Annotated in this window: 19 protein-coding genes; 1 reads left to right on the forward strand and 18 read right to left on the reverse strand. The window is 60.6% G+C overall.

The window, feature by feature from the left end:
• Positions 1-47: 47 nt before the first annotated feature.
• From recX to BLQ55_RS10600, 5 genes are all read right to left on the reverse strand, one after another.
• Positions 48-515: a recombination regulator RecX gene (gene recX / locus BLQ55_RS10580; protein WP_053118941.1), complete on the reverse strand. Its 468-nt coding sequence runs from the start codon at positions 513-515 to the stop codon at positions 48-50.
• Between the two features lie 8 nt (positions 516-523).
• Positions 524-1,576 carry a recombinase RecA gene (recA, locus tag BLQ55_RS10585; RefSeq protein WP_003198351.1) on the reverse strand — a complete coding sequence of 351 codons (1,053 nt, stop codon included), beginning with the start codon at positions 1,574-1,576 and terminating at the stop codon, positions 524-526.
• 83 nt (positions 1,577-1,659) lie between these two features.
• Positions 1,660-2,160 (reverse strand): CinA family protein, encoded by a 501-nt coding sequence (locus BLQ55_RS10590; protein ID WP_092205025.1) that lies wholly within the window; start codon positions 2,158-2,160, stop codon positions 1,660-1,662.
• Between the two features lie 71 nt (positions 2,161-2,231).
• Positions 2,232-2,747: a lysis system i-spanin subunit Rz gene (locus BLQ55_RS10595; RefSeq protein ID WP_092253746.1), complete on the reverse strand. Its 516-nt coding sequence runs from the start codon at positions 2,745-2,747 to the stop codon at positions 2,232-2,234.
• Positions 2,744-3,289, reverse strand: a complete 546-nt coding sequence (locus tag BLQ55_RS10600; protein ID WP_092253872.1) for a glycoside hydrolase family 19 protein — start codon at positions 3,287-3,289, stop codon at positions 2,744-2,746. The genes BLQ55_RS10595 and BLQ55_RS10600 overlap by 4 nt, the downstream gene beginning before the upstream one ends.
• A 276-nt stretch (positions 3,290-3,565) precedes the next feature.
• Here BLQ55_RS10600 and BLQ55_RS10605 point away from each other — a divergent pair, with 276 nt between their 5' ends.
• On the forward strand, positions 3,566-4,378 hold the full coding sequence (locus tag BLQ55_RS10605; RefSeq protein WP_256326559.1) for a lipopolysaccharide biosynthesis protein: 813 nt from the start codon (positions 3,566-3,568) through the stop codon (positions 4,376-4,378).
• 32 nt (positions 4,379-4,410) lie between these two features.
• Here BLQ55_RS10605 and BLQ55_RS10610 read toward each other — a convergent pair whose 3' ends face one another.
• From BLQ55_RS10610 to BLQ55_RS10670, 13 genes are all read right to left on the reverse strand, one after another.
• Entirely contained in the window at positions 4,411-5,427 is a 1,017-nt protein-coding gene (locus BLQ55_RS10610) for a contractile injection system protein, VgrG/Pvc8 family (protein ID WP_092253748.1), read from the reverse strand.
• A gap of 9 nt (positions 5,428-5,436) precedes the next feature.
• Positions 5,437-5,649 (reverse strand): tail protein X, encoded by a 213-nt coding sequence (locus BLQ55_RS10615; protein WP_058542798.1) that lies wholly within the window; start codon positions 5,647-5,649, stop codon positions 5,437-5,439.
• Entirely contained in the window at positions 5,642-6,025 is a 384-nt protein-coding gene (locus tag BLQ55_RS10620) for a phage tail protein (protein WP_072410629.1), read from the reverse strand. The genes BLQ55_RS10615 and BLQ55_RS10620 overlap by 8 nt, the downstream gene beginning before the upstream one ends.
• Positions 6,025-8,208, reverse strand: coding sequence for a phage tail tape measure protein (locus BLQ55_RS10625; protein WP_092253750.1), 2,184 nt, complete (start codon positions 8,206-8,208; stop codon positions 6,025-6,027). The genes BLQ55_RS10620 and BLQ55_RS10625 overlap by 1 nt, the downstream gene beginning before the upstream one ends.
• 128 nt (positions 8,209-8,336) lie before the next feature.
• Positions 8,337-8,912 carry a phage tail assembly protein gene (locus BLQ55_RS10630; protein WP_092205044.1) on the reverse strand — a complete coding sequence of 192 codons (576 nt, stop codon included), beginning with the start codon at positions 8,910-8,912 and terminating at the stop codon, positions 8,337-8,339.
• 151 nt (positions 8,913-9,063) lie between these two features.
• The gene (locus BLQ55_RS10635; protein ID WP_092205045.1) at positions 9,064-9,570 is read right to left on the reverse strand and encodes a phage major tail tube protein; all 507 of its coding nucleotides are present in this window, start codon (positions 9,568-9,570) and stop codon (positions 9,064-9,066) included.
• Positions 9,570-10,736 (reverse strand): phage tail sheath protein, encoded by a 1,167-nt coding sequence (locus BLQ55_RS10640; protein ID WP_092205046.1) that lies wholly within the window; start codon positions 10,734-10,736, stop codon positions 9,570-9,572. The genes BLQ55_RS10635 and BLQ55_RS10640 overlap by 1 nt, the downstream gene beginning before the upstream one ends.
• A gap of 2 nt (positions 10,737-10,738) precedes the next feature.
• On the reverse strand, positions 10,739-10,948 hold the full coding sequence (locus BLQ55_RS10645) for a hypothetical protein (RefSeq protein ID WP_092253752.1): 210 nt from the start codon (positions 10,946-10,948) through the stop codon (positions 10,739-10,741).
• A 90-nt stretch (positions 10,949-11,038) separates the two neighbouring features.
• A complete protein-coding gene (locus tag BLQ55_RS10650; RefSeq protein ID WP_092253754.1) occupies positions 11,039-11,458 on the reverse strand; it encodes a phage tail assembly chaperone in 420 nt (139 codons plus the stop codon).
• 8 nt (positions 11,459-11,466) lie between these two features.
• Positions 11,467-13,410 (reverse strand): phage tail protein, encoded by a 1,944-nt coding sequence (locus tag BLQ55_RS10655; protein WP_092253756.1) that lies wholly within the window; start codon positions 13,408-13,410, stop codon positions 11,467-11,469.
• Positions 13,411-14,046: a phage tail protein I gene (locus BLQ55_RS10660; RefSeq protein ID WP_092253759.1), complete on the reverse strand. Its 636-nt coding sequence runs from the start codon at positions 14,044-14,046 to the stop codon at positions 13,411-13,413.
• A complete protein-coding gene (locus BLQ55_RS10665; RefSeq protein WP_092253762.1) occupies positions 14,043-15,038 on the reverse strand; it encodes a baseplate J/gp47 family protein in 996 nt (331 codons plus the stop codon). Before BLQ55_RS10665 ends, BLQ55_RS10660 begins: the two co-directional genes overlap by 4 nt.
• Entirely contained in the window at positions 15,035-15,367 is a 333-nt protein-coding gene (locus tag BLQ55_RS10670) for a phage baseplate protein (protein WP_092253765.1), read from the reverse strand. Before BLQ55_RS10670 ends, BLQ55_RS10665 begins: the two co-directional genes overlap by 4 nt.
• Positions 15,368-15,371: the final 4 nt, after the last annotated feature.

A 15,371-nucleotide genomic window follows, 5' to 3' on the forward strand; every position in this document is an offset into this window, starting at 1 on the left:
GCCCATAAAAAAACGGCCCGCTATCGAAATAGCGGGCCGTTTTTTAATTAATCATCCATGCCGCGACCGCTGAACAAGCGGTTGATCATTTCCATGGAGTAGCCTCGGTACGCCAGGAAACGCCCTTGCTTGGCTCGCTCTCGTGCATCGATGGGCAAATGCCCTGAGAACTTGCGACGCCAGGTGTCCGTCAGTTGCTCCTGCCAATCGATACCGCTTTCGCGCAAGGCGAGTTCGATATCCGGGCGTTGCAAACCGCGCTGGCCCAACTCCTCACGAATGCGCAAAGGACCATAGCCGGAGCGGGCGCGATAAGCGACGAAGCTTTCCAGGTAACGGGACTCCGACAGCAGGCCCTCTTCAGTCAAACGGTCGAGGGCCGTGTCGATCAACTCATCGGGCGCGCCGCGCTGACGCAGTTTACGCGTCAGCTCGACCCGACCGTGCTCGCGCCTGGCGAGCAGGTCCATCGCGGTTCGCCGCACCGCGACGAGGGTATCGAGTACGGCGGTCATCGGATCGATCAGATGTCAGCGTCAGCCAGATCGTCAGCGGTCTCGCGATTAGCCACGGACTTGACGTCTGCAACCGGGCTCAACAGTTTGTCACGCAGTTGCTTCTCGAGGGCAGCGGCAACTTCCGGGTTATCCGCCAGGAACTTGGCCGAGTTGGCCTTGCCCTGACCGATCTTGGTGCCGTTGTAGGCATACCAGGCGCCCGACTTCTCGACAAAACCGTGCAACACACCCAGGTCGATCATCTCGCCATTGAGGTAGATGCCCTTGCCATAAAGAATCTGGAACTCGGCCTGACGGAACGGCGAAGCCACCTTGTTCTTCACGACCTTGACGCGGGTTTCGCTGCCGACAACCTCATCACCTTCTTTCACCGCGCCAGTACGGCGGATATCGAGGCGAACCGAGGCGTAGAACTTCAGTGCGTTACCACCGGTGGTGGTTTCCGGGCTGCCGAACATCACGCCAATCTTCATACGGATCTGGTTGATGAAGATCACCAGGCAGTTGGCGTTCTTGATGTTACCGGTGATCTTGCGCAGGGCCTGGGACATCAGGCGAGCCTGGAGGCCCACGTGCATGTCGCCCATTTCACCTTCGATTTCAGCCTTTGGCACCAGTGCCGCCACGGAGTCGACGATGATCACGTCGACCGCGTTGGAACGCACCAGCATGTCGGTGATTTCCAGGGCCTGCTCGCCGGTGTCCGGCTGGGAAACCAGCAGGTCGTCGACGTTGACGCCCAGTTTGCCGGCATATTCCGGGTCCAGGGCGTGTTCGGCGTCGACGAAGGCGCAGGTCGCGCCGGCTTTTTGGGCCTGGGCGATCACGGACAGGGTCAGTGTGGTTTTACCGGACGACTCAGGACCATAGATTTCAACGATTCGACCTTTTGGCAGACCGCCGATGCCAAGCGCAATGTCCAGGCCCAGGGAGCCGGTGGAGATGGAAGGAATAGCCTGACGGTCCTGATCGCCCATACGCATTACGGCACCCTTGCCGAATTGACGTTCGATCTGACCCAAGGCCGCAGCCAAGGCTTTCTTCTTGTTGTCGTCCATTAAAGTCCTCACGTAATCAATAAGGCCTGACGGCCAACACCTGTATAAGTAGCCAGTATTATTCCACAGCGATCGAGGATCGCCTACCCCTGATTTGAGATTTCTACAGCGGCATGTTGCAGCAGCCCCTCTAGCGCGGCCTTCACCGTTTGTCGGCGGACCTCGTCGCGGTTGCCTGAAAAGAAGCGCTGCTCGCTGATCAGCGTCTGGCCAACGGCCCAGGCGAGCCATACGGTGCCCACCGGTTTGCTCGGCGAACCCCCGTCCGGTCCGGCCACCCCGCTGACCGCCACGGCAAAACGCGCCAGGCTTTTGCGCTGGGCGCCCTGTGCCATGGCCTCGACCACTTCTCGGCTGACCGCCCCGACCTTCTCGAACAACTGGGCTGGCACCTCCAGTTGCTGGCTCTTCTGGCGATTGGAATAGGTGACATAACCGGCCTCGAACCAGGCGGAGCTCCCGGGAATCCGGGTAATCGCCTCGGCAATCCCGCCGCCCGTACAGGACTCGGCCGTGGTGACGTGGGCATTGAGCAACTGCAGGCGTCTGCCCAATTCAGCGGCCAGTTCGGTAATGTCGTCCATGGTGCTCTCCTGATTCCACGCGATTGAGGCCTACCGTACACGAGCAGTCGACGCTTGCAAGGCTCGCCGGATTACCGACCCAGCGCTCTGATATAGGCCTGACAGGCCTGCAAGGCAATCAGTCCGCGATCACCGGCGTCGGTGATGGCGATAATTCGTTGAGCATGCGCCGGGTCAAGTCGGGCGCGTGGGGCGCCATGATCCAGGCCGCTGGCGCCGGTGGCGGCAGGCACTGCACAACCGGCGGCAACATCGTTGGCGTCGAGGAGGACTGACAGCCGGACATCGGCAGTAGCAAGGCGATCGCGCAAGCGATCCTGGTCACGTTGGGCATCGCTCAAGGCTCGGTAATGGGTTTGTTCACTGGCGGACAGCTGCCGCTCCAGGGCCAGGCGCCTGTCGGCTTCATGCTGCTGCGAAGCGGCCGCTGCGAGGGTCAATCGATTCAGGGTCTCGGCCTGTAGCCTGGCTTGCTCCGCCAAGGTGTTGCCATAGCGCCAGTCCTGGACTTTCCACGCCACACCAGCGGCCGCCAGCGAAAGCGCCAGCCCGACCGCCGGAGCGAGCCGTAGCAGGAGCGGGCTCATTCGAGCACCTTCAGCGCTTGTGCATACAGGGCTCGACGATCTGCCGCGCCATTCTGGCCACCATTGATCCGCTGGGTAATCTTGTCGAAGTGCCCTGCATCAGCCAGAGCATTGAGCCCATTGATCGACCAGAACCAGGCCGCCGAATGTGCAGCCCACTGGGGTTGCTCCAGCAGCTCGGGGGTCTTGACCAGATCCAGGCCCAGCGCTTCACCACAGGCCTGGTAATTGGCCCGGCCGGTAATCTGGATCAAACCCCGGCCGCGGTACTTCAGGCCATCGCCATCTGCCTCGGGCGTATTACCCAGGCGCAGGGCCAGCGGGCCGGTGTCATATTTCGCCAGGTAGGCGGCGTTGCCCAACTCTCGTACATAACGCAACTGCCCTGACTCATGACCAACCTGGGCGAGGAACGCGGCGACACGCTTGGGACCGACGATCTGGCGACAGCCCATGGCTACATTGAGGACAGGTGTAAAAATGCCGGCATTCGCGCCGGCATTGGGGAGGATACGCAGCAGTTGTGCTGGCGTGATGGGCATGGCGTTCTCCTTGACGCGTTTGACGAACATCGTCGAAAAATCCAATCTTGGCGATGGCGATGTTGAACCGGCACTGTATTCAGAGCGAAACTGCACGAAGCTGCGCTGAACAAAAAGCAATGATTTCAGTCGATTAGCAGATCGTAACCGCCTCAAACACCTTGAGATATCGAGGAAAATCTGGAAACCTCCCAGCATCCAACCCTACCCTTCAACGGCAAGGCCACGTACTCGAATAGTCACCGCACAAACGATGATCTGAACAAGGAAAGACAGATGAGCAAGGAAATTTCAGATAGATCGTGTAGCAAGGATCCTCCCGCCTCCCTGCCAAGGCGAATCTCACCTGGTGAATTGAGAAACACAAAAAGCGGGCCGGTCTTTATTATCGCCTCAGGCAATTCGGCGAAGCATTTCCCCATCCGTGAGTTTGCAGACATCCCGATGATCACCATGAATGGCGCCATATCGATGTTCGCCGACACCGATATAAAACCGTTCTTCTATGTCTGCTCCGATAATGACTTTCCCCGTCAGCAACCCGAGCTGTTTGCCACGGCCATGGGGCTCAGCGAAAACGTTGCCTTATGGGAAGACCAATTCGAAGTCATTGAAACCCAGCCACGCGGACGCACCCTGAGCCTGAAGAAAGCCCCGAGGGCCTCCTTCCTGGCGACGTTATTTGACAGAGAGGAGTCGTTCGTCCGGAAAACATCTTTCCTGAGCAAACGCAGCAAAGACATCGGCTTCAGCAAAAACATCGCCGCCGGCTGCTTCGATGCGCGAACCGTCATGTACCTGGCCCTGCAGATCGCCTACCACCTGGGGTTCAACAAGGTGTTCCTCGTAGGCTTCGACTTGAACCAGGCCGCAGGCCGATTCTATGAAACGGCCCAAGGCAAACGTTCCCCCTGCGGCCTGGACCAGCACTATCACACCCGAATCCTGCCGTCCTTGAAGCTGATGGCGGACGCCGTCATCGACGAACGCTTCCAGGTCTACAACTTATCCGCCACCTCCCGGGTTCCCACGCACATCATCCAGAAAGTCAGCGTCGATGATGCGAAGCGACTGCTTGCGTCCAGATAAATACCGGCCAAAACCGCCCTCATGGGTGGACGTCACGCCTTGGCATCCAGGCAGGTTGCATCAATCAAGCAGCGATAGCTTTTTTCCCGGTCGCCACTGGCGGTAACCTTGTCGATCGACCAGCGACCGCGCATGAAATCCGGCCAGGTGGTATCCAGCAGTACGATGCCCTCGGCGGACAGCCCTGGGTTACCCGGGCACTCGATCGTCACCTTGAGCGCTTCGCGCAGCATCCGACGTACCTCTCCTTCAGCGGCGGCGCGGGCATCGTCGGCGCTCTGGAAGCGCTGGCGCAGGGTCTTGAACGGCGCGATGCCGCTCTCCTCGACCTGCAGCTTGCCCGCCGCCGCATCCCACCAACGGGTCTTGCAGCCTTGGTACTTGGCCCGAGCGCCTTCATCCAGCTTGGCCGAAATGAAGGCGTGGTCGCCCGGAAGATTATTGGTTGTCACCGACAGTTTCATCTCGGGCAGGACCTTGCCCGACAACGACTTCGCCTGGCCGCGCCGGGCCAGCACATATAGCTCGTTGACCGGCTTGGCGACGGCGTCATAACGGTGGGCCAGGCGCGTCAGGAACCCCATGTCGGTTTCATTGGACTGGTCGATGTGCTCGATCTTGATCAGCGACAGGTCCGGCGCTACCCGGGGGGAGAACCCGTGCCGGGAGGTCAACTGACGAAACAGCGCCCCCAAGGTCGTCGGGCCATGGCTGACGGATCGGCGTTGCTTGAACCCGGTCTGGTCCGCCGCGCTGAACGGCGCTGCCGTGGCCACCAGCACGAGTTGCAGGGGAAACAGGAGCGGCGTGCGCCGGGTGATGACGAACTCGCCTTTGTCCACCAGACCCGACTCCAGATAGCCGACCCGCAGGCCAATCTTGCCGCCCAGGCTGGGCAACCCTTCGAGCCCGTCCAGGCTGATGGTGAGGGTCAATTGATCGGACTCGATACCCGCCGCATCGACATGCACCCACTTGAGCAGGCGTTCGTTGAGCAACGCGGCGTTCGCCCCGTAAATTTCCACCGCAGGCGTGAAACCCAATGACATGTCGCCTCCTTAATCCCAGGCCGAAACCGGTGGGGTTGCCACGGGCTTGAGGTCCACTTCCGGCAAGACAACCCATACGCCCGCCGGCAATACCGGGCCCCATTCAGCCAGCCCCGGATTAAGCAACCAGAGCGCCTCCTCGACGATATCGTCACAACGCTCCAGTTCTCGGTACAGCAACAGATTCACCGAATCACCGGCGATACTTCGAACCCTACGCATTGGCGAACTCCATCAATTCAACCACCCAGCCGACCACCATCGCCGTGCCGTCATCAATGATTTCGGTCTGGGTTTCCGTGACCTTGTTGATCTGCCACAGGCCCCAGTTGCGGCCGATGCCATCGACCAACGGCAGGGGGATGCGCTGCGCCTGCAATGCGCGCAGCTCATCGAGACGATCCATGGCGGTCGCGTACATCGACTTGCCCGTGATTGTCAGCCCTTGCAGCCCCTGGCCGATCTGGCTGGACTTGGGTTTGCTGGTGAGAATGTCGATGCTTTTCCAGCCACCGTCCGACGTGTGTACCAACTGGTGGTACGCGAACTTTCTCGACAGCCCAAAGATGAAACTGCCGAGTGCCATTTGTTGACGCATCAAGTACCTCCGTCGGTCAGGGCGGCGTCAGTGCGCATGGCCAGTGAGCTGGGCATGGTCGTCAAGCCGAATTGGCCCGAGAGCTGCTGCACGACCAGGTTGGCCAACTGACTGGCACTGGCCTGGTCCTGGCCGTTGATGTAGATGTTCGCGGTCATGGTGTTCTGATGTGTGGTTGTCTGGGTGCTGGCCAGGTCTTTGCTGACCTGGTCTGGAGCGGCGAGCCTGTCGGCGGCGGGGGCGACGAGTTTTTCCCCCAGGGACGCGCCGGCATCACTCCCCAGCCAGCCGCCCAGCAGTCCGCCAACCAGCCCCCCAATGGCAGTGCCGATCACCGGAACGACACTGCCCAAAGCGGCACCGGCCGCAGACCCCGCAGCCGCGCCTGCCCAGCCGCCACCGGCGGCTCCCAGGCCTGCGCCCATCATCCGTTTGTCGCCGGTCAGCACACCCTCGGCCACATCAGCGACGGCGCCGACCACTTTCAATGGGCCGGGCGCGTTGCGCGTCATCGAGCGTAATGAGGCCGTTGGCCCGAGTGAAAAACGCCCTGCGCCTCCCCGCGAGCCTCGTGTACTGACGCGTATTTTCGGCCCTCTCGTGGATTCGGGACGCTGGCTGGCATTGCTGGTATCCAGCTTGTCCCCAGGAGGATTTTTCCTGAAATCTTCGGAGATCACCTCGCCCAATCGGCCGGGAAGGTGCGCAGCAGCCTTGCCCAACACCCGCTTGGCCACCTGATTGGACATCTCATCCGCTACGGCTTTGAGCAACGCCCCCACCAGCGGTTTGATCGCCGCCCCCAGCAGTACAATGGCCGCAGTGGCTTTAGGTGAAGACTCAGCCAACTCACTCAGGCCATCGGCCAGCGAGCCCAGCCACTGAAACGAGTTATCCGCCACAGGCATCAGGGCGTTTCCCGTGGCCACCGACAAACGCTCGTTGCGGGCGTTGAGGATGTTCAACTGGCCTTGCCGGGTGTTCGACAGCGCCAACGCGTCCTGCCGCACCGAGCCGTCGTTGCCCAATTGCGACGTGGCGTATTGGCCTGGGTCTTTCACCTGCAAGAAGGCGGCGTTCACATCGGGCAGTTTCTGCGCCATGCGCAGCACCGCCTCATCGCCATTGCCGAATAGCGTGGCGGCAAGGGTCGAGCGATTTTCGGCCGGTTGCGCGTTCAAGGCCGCCAGCACCGTCATCACCGTGCCAGGCGCCGTGTCCTTGTCACGCAAACCGCCCGCCACCGCATTGGGCTCCAGGCCCAACTGTTTCCAGGCCATTTGTTCGGTGGCGGAGATCTGGTCACCCTTGCCCAGGGCCGTCGTGAAACCATCCAGCGCCACGCCGGCTTCAGCTTGTCGGGTACCGGTATTGAGCAACGCCGCCGTCAACGCTGCGGCTTGTGCCGGGGCCAGGCCTGCCGTCGTCGCCGCCGCACCGTCACGCTGCAAGACCGCACCGATCTCAGCCGGTTTCGCACCATCGGGTAACTTGCCCAACTGGTTGGTGGCATCCGCCAAGTCAAAGGCTTCGGCGCCGCTGAGCTTCATGGAAATGCGCCAGTCGGCCAGCATTTCGGCGGCCTTCATGGCCGGCATCTCGAACGCCGTCGCAGTGACGCCAGCATCCGAGGCAAAACGCGACAGCGCCAACTGTCGCTCCGAGGCATCGTGCACGTCACTACCGATGCCCTTCCCCGCCGCCAGGCTTTGCATCCTCACCACTTCAACCGCCGTGGTGCCCCTGGCCGCCACCAACGGTGCGGTGGCGATCTGCTGGGTTGACTCAGCCACCTGTTGAATCTGGCGCGGCCCGAATTGGGTGGCCTTTTTCAGATCGGCCATGGCCGAATCCATCGCTATTGCGGGTTTGAGCAGCGCCGGTGGTTCGATACCGCCACTCGACTTGCCCTTTGGCTCACTGGCCGACTCGCCCTTGGCGTCGGTGCCCATCGTTTGGGAGAACAATCGTTGCGCCGACAGCTTTACGGTCAATGATTCGATCGCCGTGGTCAGCACGCCAAGCTTGAGCCCGAGTGTTTCCAGCGCCAGATCGAGGCTCGCCAGTTGGTCCCTGGCGAACGCGCCTTGCGCCGACACGCCACTGGTAAGGCTGGTATTACCGAACGCCAACCCACTCTCGTTGAAGGCTGCGTATTTGAGCGAATATCTATCGTCCGCCATCCCGCTCTACTCCTGTTTCACGCCAAGGCGAGTGATCGCGATGTCGTAGCGGCGCAAGGCCTTGCCGGCGTCCCACTCCAGGATTTCCGCTTCACTTACCGAGTAAATGAGCGGCACCACATCGAGGATCACTTCGATGTCGCGCTCCGAAAGAAGTCCGCCGGTTTGTTTAAAAAATCGTCGATGCGCACCTGCAACTGGGTCCAGTCGGGCACGGTCAGCCGGTCGAGATCGGGAATCATCAGACCGGTGCAATGGGCGGTGATGAACTCGGCGCGTTCCTTGGCCGTCTTCAGTTTTTTCATCGCCTTGGTGGCCCGCAGCACCGGCATTTCCAGGGTCAGCGAAGTCATGCTGCGGCCCGCGACGTCGAGCGGTTGCAGCAGCTGTACCTGGTCAGGGTCGGCGGGTGCGCCGGCCACCTGTTCCAGGAAGTGGGACGTTGGACGGGTGGACATTTCATGCACGTACTGCGCAATGCTCACGTAGTCCGGGCGCTTGAGCTGGTCGAGTTCCTTGACCGACAGCCCGGTGGCCAGCTTGGCCAACTCGAAGAACTGATCGTCTTCGTCATCGCCAGCGCGGGCCAGGGCGTCTTTTTGCGCGGCGTAGTACAGCGGCTTGAGGGGGAGTTGCTCGATCTGTGTTTCGTCGTCACCGGTGATCGGCGACAGCAAGACGTGAACGGGAGGCGTCCAGGACATGGAATCGGTTCCTTGATGAATCAGAGGACAACCTGTGGGAGCGAGCTTGCTCGCGATGACGTCGGATCAGTCAGCATCGATGTGGGCTGACCACCGCTATCGCGAGCAAGCTCGCTCCCACAGGGATTGGGTGCAACTGACGGGCATTCGTTTACGGCAACAACACCGCACGGCGAGCATCGCCGAGGATGTCGACGCCGTTGAGCACGAACTTCTGGGTGCGCACGTCGATGTCGATCACCGGGACGCCGTTTTCCAGGCGGTTGTAGGTGCGGCAGGACAAATCGAGGATGGTCTTGGGCTTCTCGTTCATCTTCAGCGTGGTTTCCTCAAGGGACTTCAACTTGCCGCCCACCGTGTGGTAGGTGAACCAGGTGTTGCCGTCCTGGTCCTGGCCGGCTTCACGCACGTTCAGCAGAATGTCGTCGCCCACACTCACACCCAGCGCCAGCATGATTTCCGGACCGAGGCCTTGCAGCGTCAGCTTGGCCGTCAGCGCTTTGCCGGCCTTGGCCATCTCCTCGCCAATGAAACGGCCGCCACGCATCTCTTCCATCTCGAATTCGATCTTCGGCGGGGTGAAATCTTCCACGGTCGCCGACAACGGCAGGCCCTGCAGGGTGGCCGCGATGGCCTGTCTTACGCGGTTGGTAAACATTAGAGAACGTCCTCCAGGAACTGCTCGATGATTTCATCGCGGGCGTTGAGTTGGTAAATCATGTGTTCGTTCGGCGCGTAGCGGCCGTAGTCGATGACCACGTACCAGGTGCCATTCTTGTACTTCTCGACGCTGTTCAATTCCGGGTGCAGGTACACGCTGCCGCCGGGAATGGTTTCGTCGGCGACCAGGGTTTGCAGCCAGTCGTTGATGCGCTTGACTTCCTGGTCCATGAACGACTTGGTCAGGTTCTTGGCCATGGCCTTCTGGCCGGCCTTCACCAGTTTGCGGCTGATAGCATCTTCCAGGCCGACGTAGCTGATGAACTTGCCGGTGATGGAACGGTTGCCCAGCAGCGAGAAGCCGCCGAGGATGGTCCGGGCGTAGTAGCTGACGCCGTAGCGGTTGAGCAGATCGCCTTCGGTGGAGGTGTCGAGGATGTTGTATTCGACGGTGCGGGAAACGTCTTCGGCGTAGGTGACCTGGTTGCCCGGGCTCTCCCATTGCTTGACCTTGGCGAGGGCGGCGATGGCCAGGCTCGACGGGGCCAGGAAGACGTTTTTCTTCGCAGCCTTGGAGTACACCGCCGGCATGTTGTGCACCACCAGGCAACGGTCGAAACCGAGGTCGGCGCCGCCCAGTTCCTGGCTGTAGGTCACCTGGTCGGCGACCGCGGCGTCCTTGCCATCGAGCACCACACGGGCCTTGATGCGCTTGCCGAACGAGGCGAACTCGCTGGCAACGGCCTTGGTGCCGGTGAAGCCTGGCGCGCCGATGATGGTCAGGTCTTCAGCGACCCCACTCAACGCGGCCAAGCCCAACTTGCGCCCGGTCTGCGCCTCGATACCGCCGATCACGTTGTTCTGCGTGTCGGCCAGCGTGGCGCCCTCTTCGACGATGACCACGTACACCGGCACCTTGACCACTTTGAGGATCTGGTAGACGGCATGGAACAGCGTCCCCGCTTCGGCACCGGTCGGGTCCAACTGGGCCTGGGTGGTGAAGCTGTTGATACGGAACGGGGTATTTTTCGGAATCAGCGGGTTGGCGTTCGGCGCGGTGCCGACCAGCCCGATGACGTTGTCACCCAGGCCACCCATGGCCTCGGGAGATTCAGTGGCATTGACGGTAATGCCGTTGTGCTCGAAGTTCAAAACCTCAGCCATGGTTATTCAGCCTTCTTGTTGGCGGCCTTTTTGGCCGGGGTGGATGCGGAGACCGATTCGCCGGCCTCGGTTTTTTTCAGCTCCAGGCGACCGGCGCTGCGCAAGGCGTTGGCCTCGACGTCGAGCAGGTCGAGTTCCTGGCCGGTGGTCGACCAGTGACCACCTCCGGTGGGAAATGGAAGGAGCACGGTGTAGGTTTGGCGTTGTGCCATTTCTGTTTCTCCAGATATGAAAAAGCCCCTTGGGAAGGGGCTTTGGGTTGTTTTTGACGGATAAGAAAACGCCCCGTCGGTGCGGGGCGTTTATTGGTTTTGCATCGCCAGCCAATCAGGCGCTGCAGGCCTATGCTCGATCAGCGGAAACTCTCCGTCCGCCGGCCAATTGCGCAAGGCACGGCGATAGGCTTGTAACGCCCCATACTGATCAGAAGTCAGTGTAGTCACGGTACCGTCCTCCATTTCGTCGCGATGACGTGTAACAACCCCGTCAGTCGCTGCAAGCTGCTTGTCTCGCCAAGCGCGCTCAGCATGCGCAAGCTCATCCAATGTGGGCAATGGCGGTTCTTGCAACGCCGGACGACCATCGGTCCCAAGCACAATGACTTTAAATCCTCTACCCGACTGAAAAAGCTCAGCGTGCTCCTCATCGGTTATCTCAACGCCTCCATTATCAATTTGATCGAAGGCAAAACGCCCATCTTCCTCAATCCATTTAGCGTACATATTTCCCCCTAGTACCCAATTGCCACCCAATTAAACCCCCCCTCCGTTACCGCGCCGGCGTTGCTGACCACACTGGTTAGATAGCCTGTAAAGCCCGTACGGGTCGGATTACCAACCTGACAAAGCGAGGGGGTTTGTGACGAAGAAGCTCCGCCATAATTGGCGACTACAGCCATGCACGCAGTAGGAAATGCAACGGGAAACGTGACCGGCACCACTCCAGCAGTGCCACTGGTCGAACCATGTCCGGTTTTACATATCCAACCACTGGGCAAAGGCTGACTGGAGTCATAGCCGAACGTCGCAGAAAATACCTTGGAGTACTTCAACGCTACGGTACCGCCGACCAATCGCCATTCGCCCGCCACCTTGGAAAACAGCGCCGAATCACCTTGCCCAAGCACAATCGGAATCGTAGTACCGGATGCGTTGGTTAGAATGTCCGCGCCTGATGCAAGTAGCGTTACCGCGCCAGAACCAGCGCTTAGGACCAGAATCGTGCCGCCATTCGGCACTCCCCCGGTAGATGGCAGGGTAAGGGCCAGCGCCGTTGCGGATGCCGCACTGACGACACCGCCTACGCTAGCGTAGCCCAACACCATACTGGCATTGACCGAATTAAAGTTCGACCATTCAACTCCCATGCGTTTTGCGAACTCGGTCGTGGCCAGAAACTTAGTGCTGTCGAATTGTGCCGCGGTAGCACCAAATACCTTGGAATACTGCAACTGCGCGGATCCAGCAGCCCACCAGGCACTCGCACCATTACCGGTCAGTTCCAGAGAGGCGCCTATTTGCAATTCAATACTTGTAATCTGTCCGGCGCCCGAGTTTATGCTGTCAGTACCAGCACAAACGACAGTGACGACGCCGCTGCCGATATTCCGGAAATGAATTGTGCCCCCTGCCGGCAGGGCATTGACCATCGGTAAAGTGATGGTGAAGGCCCCAATAGTTGTAACCAGCGTGCCAACAGACGAAGCCGTTAAAGTGGTGGTAGTGGTCAAACTTGTAAAGCCGCGATAGTTACCGGCGGCACGCATAACGTATTCAGTCGTCGCGATCGACTTCGTGTTGTCGAATAGCGGCGGCGTATTGGCCGTCGGATTAACCAGCACCGGCGAATTGAGCGGCGCAAATCCTTGAGTGATGTTCTGAAACGTCAACGCCGTAGTGCCCAGTACAATCGTACCGTCGGTAATCAACTGCCAGATCGTGTTGGCAAGCGTCGCGCCCTCCTCCACCGAGACAATCAACCCCGAAGTCACGTCGACGCTCGCATCGGCATCCTTTGCCCGACCCCAAGCACCGTTCGCGGCAATGTAAATACCGTTGTCTTTCGCCAAGGCCTGGGACTTGACCAGGACCCGATTCCCGGCGATCACCGCAACACCATCGATGGCTTGTGCGCCACTCAAGGCAATGTTGGCCGTTGTCGCCACCCGCACCGACTGCTTCCTGTCGAGTTTGGCGAGTTCGTCGGCCACATAGCCGGCCACCCAGGCCCGCGTCGCCTTGACCACCGTATCGTCAATCAACAACGTCACCAGCTCAGCATTACTGGTCTCGAAAATCGATCGAATGTAAAACTCTTTCCCCGAACCGGAAGTCGCCAACACCGGTTTAAACGACTCCGGATATTTGACAATCGCATACAGAATCCCGGTATCGGTCCAGATCCCAGCCTCACGCACATACCAGCCGCCCACATCGGACGGGATGGTGACCTCGGCCAGCAGCCAGCTCGGGTTGTTTTCATCCTGGAACAGCGCATTGAGCGGCCCACGCCAGACTTCGCGCTTGAGTACCGTCGCCGTCGCGGCCGGGTTGTATTCCGCGCCGCCGCCGTCACCAACGGAAATCTGCGACAGCTTGATGGGTGTGCCCGCCGCCTTGCAGGCGGTTTCGTAGGCGATCCCCGCATCGGTGAGCAGGGTGTAGTAGTCGGCCATTTAGGACCCCTGTGGATAAATAGTGGAGGTTTCGACGGTGTAGAGCCCGGCGGCCATAAAAGCCTGGCCCGAGGCTTCGAGCCCTTCGATGACAACCGGATAAACCGTGGTCAGTTCGCCGCACAGCGTCGCGGCGCCGATGACGTGCCTGCCGAAAGCCCTCAAGCCGACAGACACCGTCAAGGTGTCGCGCTCGCTCTTGGCATCGGCCAGGCGACGGTCGAGACGGGCATCGATGACTTCGCTGTAGGGCTGCTCGGTAAACGCCCTGACGGAAAAACTGTAGGGCGGGCCCGGTGGCGTTTGCTCATACCAGGCGCGTACTTCAGGCATCAGTTGCAAACCCTTGGCGGCATTTTCCAGCGCCTTTCGCGTCCCGGCCTGCCGCGCGGTGGGCCAGGCGAGTTCAACGGTCAGGCGCTTTTCAGTCTCAGGCGCCGCAGAGCTCCACTCGCCGACGCCGCGGTCCGCCGCGAGATACGGCAGGAATGCGAGGGGCGTGGCCGCCGGGTTCATCAGCTCGGGAAACGGCGGATCGATGCGTTCGAGCAGCCGGGCGAAACCGAGATCCAGCGCCCGTTCCAGTGGCGAACTGTTGATCGGCAGCAGGCCCGGGCGGGGTGTGTCGTCAGTCATAACGTCTCCACCTCGACCTCGACGCCCGTGCAATACGGGGCTTGAAAAGCCGTCGTCACGATCGGCTGGAGCGGTTCGAGAATCTCCAACTGAACCGCACCTGCGCTGTGCAGCGTGTAGTCGATCCAGCTCGGGTCCACCCGACCTTCCAATCGATGACACGCCTCGGCGTATTCCCGCAATTGCTGTTCGGCGGCAACCTGGGTCAAGCCCGAATCCGGGCCGGCGTTGATCTTCGCCACGACGCGGATTTTGTAGGGTTTGATCTGCGCGCCCTGGACAATAACGAGGTCCGTTTCCGGTCGCACATCAGGCCGAGCGAAATGCTGGCGAACACCGTCGAGCAACGCTTCGGACGGCGTCCCATCCCCCTCACGGGACAACACCGTGACCGTGACCTGGCCCGGCGCCGTCCGACGTGCGTTACCATCCTTGACCTGTGCCGCACGACCGTCCGGGTCGAAGGTGTAGGTGACTGTCACCACACCGGCCGAGGCGTTTTCCACCTTCACGACAGGCCGTTCCCCCAAGGTAAAAATCTCTCGCCGATACTGCATGCGCGAGCCCGCCGCCGGAGCATGGGGCGCCAGGTAGTAGCGCAACCGCGCATCGTCATCGCTCTCGTAGACCGGAGGAATGGGAGGGAACGCCGCAGGATCGCCCGGGTCGAGCAACTGACGATCAAGCCCCATGTCCGCCAGGCGAGCATCGAGGTTGGTCCCGGTGGCCCACCACGCCAACATCTGCTTGATGCGAGCGTTGTATTTGCGTTCGTGGGTTTGCAGCCGGACACAGAACGCCTCAAGCGCCAGGGTCAGCAGTTCGCTTTCGTTTTCGAGGCTGTCCACCAGCTTCGCCGCGCTGGCGGGAGAGCGTGCCGCGACGTACTCGACCACGAAGGTCTTGAACTCCGCGAGAAGGTCCTCGAATGCTTCGACGGTGACGATGGCCGGTTCGGCCAACTGGTTCTGGCCGGGTATCAACATGCTCATGTCACCACCTCGAAAGTCTGTTTGCGGTTTTTCCAGGTGCCGGCGAAACGCAGCAGCAATCCGGCACCGTGCCGGCTGGCGACAATGACCTGCGGCTCGAAATCATCGATGCCATTCTCCGGGTTGTAGAACGCTTGGGCCGCGTGGCTCTGGGCGAGGATCAGCAGGTCGTCGCCGAGGTTCTGCCCCAGCAACTGCGTGAGTGCGCAGCCGTACAACGGGCGCTTCTGGCGAGTGCCCAACGGCGTGGTCAATGCACGGGTGGCGCGCTGCACGAACTGCAGCCAGTCGTCGACCGTGGCGCCGGTATTTCGATCGATTCCAATCATGAGG

Source organism: Pseudomonas sp. NFACC13-1 (assembly GCF_900104425.1).
Lineage (GTDB): Bacteria > Pseudomonadota > Gammaproteobacteria > Pseudomonadales > Pseudomonadaceae > Aquipseudomonas > Aquipseudomonas fluorescens_AA.

Excerpts from the sequence above, each read along its gene's own strand:
- recX (WP_053118941.1), bottom strand. The coding sequence starts at position 515 with ATGACCGCCGTACTCGATACCCTCGTCGCGGTGCGGCGAACCGCGATG.
- recA (WP_003198351.1), bottom strand. The coding sequence starts at position 1,576 with ATGGACGACAACAAGAAGAAAGCCTTGGCTGCGGCCTTGGGTCAGATC.
- BLQ55_RS10590 (WP_092205025.1), bottom strand. The coding sequence starts at position 2,160 with ATGGACGACATTACCGAACTGGCCGCTGAATTGGGCAGACGCCTGCAG.
- BLQ55_RS10595 (WP_092253746.1), bottom strand. The coding sequence starts at position 2,747 with ATGAGCCCGCTCCTGCTACGGCTCGCTCCGGCGGTCGGGCTGGCGCTT.
- BLQ55_RS10600 (WP_092253872.1), bottom strand. The coding sequence starts at position 3,289 with ATGCCCATCACGCCAGCACAACTGCTGCGTATCCTCCCCAATGCCGGC.
- BLQ55_RS10605 (WP_256326559.1), top strand. The coding sequence starts at position 3,566 with ATGAGCAAGGAAATTTCAGATAGATCGTGTAGCAAGGATCCTCCCGCC.
- BLQ55_RS10610 (WP_092253748.1), bottom strand. The coding sequence starts at position 5,427 with ATGTCATTGGGTTTCACGCCTGCGGTGGAAATTTACGGGGCGAACGCC.
- BLQ55_RS10615 (WP_058542798.1), bottom strand. The coding sequence starts at position 5,649 with ATGCGTAGGGTTCGAAGTATCGCCGGTGATTCGGTGAATCTGTTGCTG.
- BLQ55_RS10620 (WP_072410629.1), bottom strand. The coding sequence starts at position 6,025 with ATGCGTCAACAAATGGCACTCGGCAGTTTCATCTTTGGGCTGTCGAGA.
- BLQ55_RS10625 (WP_092253750.1), bottom strand. The coding sequence starts at position 8,208 with ATGGCGGACGATAGATATTCGCTCAAATACGCAGCCTTCAACGAGAGT.
- BLQ55_RS10630 (WP_092205044.1), bottom strand. The coding sequence starts at position 8,912 with ATGTCCTGGACGCCTCCCGTTCACGTCTTGCTGTCGCCGATCACCGGT.
- BLQ55_RS10635 (WP_092205045.1), bottom strand. The coding sequence starts at position 9,570 with ATGTTTACCAACCGCGTAAGACAGGCCATCGCGGCCACCCTGCAGGGC.
- BLQ55_RS10640 (WP_092205046.1), bottom strand. The coding sequence starts at position 10,736 with ATGGCTGAGGTTTTGAACTTCGAGCACAACGGCATTACCGTCAATGCC.
- BLQ55_RS10645 (WP_092253752.1), bottom strand. The coding sequence starts at position 10,948 with ATGGCACAACGCCAAACCTACACCGTGCTCCTTCCATTTCCCACCGGA.
- BLQ55_RS10650 (WP_092253754.1), bottom strand. The coding sequence starts at position 11,458 with ATGTACGCTAAATGGATTGAGGAAGATGGGCGTTTTGCCTTCGATCAA.
- BLQ55_RS10655 (WP_092253756.1), bottom strand. The coding sequence starts at position 13,410 with ATGGCCGACTACTACACCCTGCTCACCGATGCGGGGATCGCCTACGAA.
- BLQ55_RS10660 (WP_092253759.1), bottom strand. The coding sequence starts at position 14,046 with ATGACTGACGACACACCCCGCCCGGGCCTGCTGCCGATCAACAGTTCG.
- BLQ55_RS10665 (WP_092253762.1), bottom strand. The coding sequence starts at position 15,038 with ATGAGCATGTTGATACCCGGCCAGAACCAGTTGGCCGAACCGGCCATC.
- BLQ55_RS10670 (WP_092253765.1), bottom strand. The coding sequence starts at position 15,367 with ATGATTGGAATCGATCGAAATACCGGCGCCACGGTCGACGACTGGCTG.